The following is a 2,065-nucleotide window of genomic DNA, read 5'->3' as shown; positions in this document are numbered from 1 at the left end:
CCGCCCTTGCGCCGCTCCAATGTGATCTTGCGGCTGTGGAAGGCTTCCAGCTCGGCTCGGTGCGCCACGCTTATGATGGTGACGTCAGGCAATTGGTGGAGGAGCACTTCCATCATCTTGTCCTGGCTCTTCTCATCGAGCGCTGAGGTTGCTTCATCCAGCACGACGATATCGGGACTGTGCAAGAGGAGACGCGCGAAGGCGAGCCGCTGCTTTTCGCCACCCGACAGGGTCTGGTCCCATGGCGCGTCTTCCTCGATCTTTGCGGCGAGATAGGCGAGGCCCACCCTGTCGAGGGCTGCCTTGATCTCTTTAGTCGTCCAGTTGTCGGCTGCGGCTGGATAGGCGACCGCGCGGCGAAGCGTGCCCAAGGGGATGTAGGGCCGTTGCGGCAACATGAACAGTCGCCTCTCGGCGTGGAAATTGACGCTACCGCCGCCCCACGGCCACAGACCCGCGACGGCTCGCACCAGCGTGCTCTTGCCTGAGCCGGATTCGCCGGCCACCAGCACCCGCTCGCCCGGTTCGATCACGACCTCGGTTTCCTTGACCACGGAGGTGCCGTCGTCGAGCGTCACGGAGAGATTGTCGAGGCTGAGCATCGCATCGTCTTCGGTTTCGCCGCGCTGGATCCGTCCCAGGGCGTCGCTCTGTTCCGCGCGCTCCAGCCCGTCGAGCGACATCATCAGCGAGGCGATACGCCGGGCGGAGGCGTTCCAGTCGGCGAGACGCGGGTAGTTGTCGACCAGCCACCCGAACGCGCCCTGCACGATGGCAAAGGCGGAGGCAGCCTGCATGACCTGTCCAAGCGTCATGCTTCCTTCGAGAAACTTCGGAGCGCAAAGCAAGATCGGCACGACCGGTGCAAACAGGCTCGACCCCTGCGACACCAGCGCCGTGCGCATGTGCTGGCCTGTGAGCAGCGCCCATTGCCTGAGCACATGGCCGAAATTCCTGTCGATGCCGCTGCGCTCCTCCTCCTCGCCGCCGAGCAATGCGATGCTCTCGCCGTTTTCCCGCACGCGCGTCAGCGTGTAGCGGAACTCGGCTTCCGCCTGATTTTTTTCCTCGGACAGGTGGACGAAATGGCGGCCAATGACCGTCATGGACGTGGAGGTGATCGCGGCATAGATGACCGCCGTGATGACGAGGAAGCCGGGAATGGTGAGGCTCGAACCTGCGATCGTCAGGGTCAGCGCCCCGCCGATCGTCCACAGCACCACGATGAAGGTCGAGGCCGACAGAAACGCGTTGAGGACACCGGCGATGAAGTCGACAGGGGATTCGGTGGCAATCCGCAGATCCTCCGCGATGCGGGCCTCGGGGTTCTGGTGGTCGCCGCCGACGAGATTCAACTGATAGTAACGGCCGTTGGCGAGCCAGCGCGCGATGACCGCCGTGGTGAGCCAGGAACGCCAGCGGCGCTGGATCGTCATGCGAAGGTAGACCTGTGCAACCACAAGGCTTCCGCTGCCGAACACGAGCGGCAGGAAAACGGCGCTTAGAAAATAGACGGTGCGGGCGTTGCGTTGCTCGATGGCGTCGAAAATCGCGCGGTTCCAGACATTGATCCCATACTGGAAGCCGACATTGACGCAGATCAGGATCAACAGCCCGATCGTGAACGGCCAAGCGAGCCTGTCGCCGCCGCGGCCCCAGTAATCGCGCGCGCTGATCCAGAAGCGCTTCAGCAGATATTTCTTGCGCGCCTGCTCGGCCTGCTCGGGCGTCAGCTGAGGATCGGGTTCGACGGCTTCCGGCGGCGGCGCGGGCTGGCCGTCGACCTCAGGGGCGGCTTCGACAGTCGAGGCCTTCTCTTCGCTCGATTTCTCTGGGCGCGGCTTCTCTTCGCTCGATTTGGCGTCGCCGGGCGGTTTCGCTTTGAATTCAGCCTCTGACATCAGCCGACAACGGCTTAAAAATCAGAAGGTTTCATGGTGTCCACTCGACCTCGCTAGCCCGGAGCAGTCGAAGCGCATGCTGCTGTGATGGCAGGCTCATCCAGTGGCGCGACCATTCCACTCCGCCGTCATAGTCTTCGAGGAGGCCGGCTACGTGGTTGCAA

At 63.3% G+C, this 2,065-nt stretch carries 1 protein-coding gene; it reads right to left on the bottom strand.

What is annotated here, in order from left to right:
• Positions 1–1,901, bottom strand: a 1,901-nt coding sequence (locus MESS2_RS29345) for an ABC transporter ATP-binding protein/permease (RefSeq protein ID WP_040594348.1), incomplete at its 3' end; no start/stop codon positions are given.
• Positions 1,902–2,065 lie beyond the last annotated feature (164 nt).

It is taken from the genome of Mesorhizobium metallidurans STM 2683, from assembly GCF_000350085.1.
Classification (GTDB): Bacteria; Pseudomonadota; Alphaproteobacteria; order Rhizobiales; family Rhizobiaceae; genus Mesorhizobium; species Mesorhizobium metallidurans.
The sequence above is the reverse complement of the archived record's forward strand: the minus strand, read 5'-3'. Positions and strand labels throughout refer to the sequence as shown.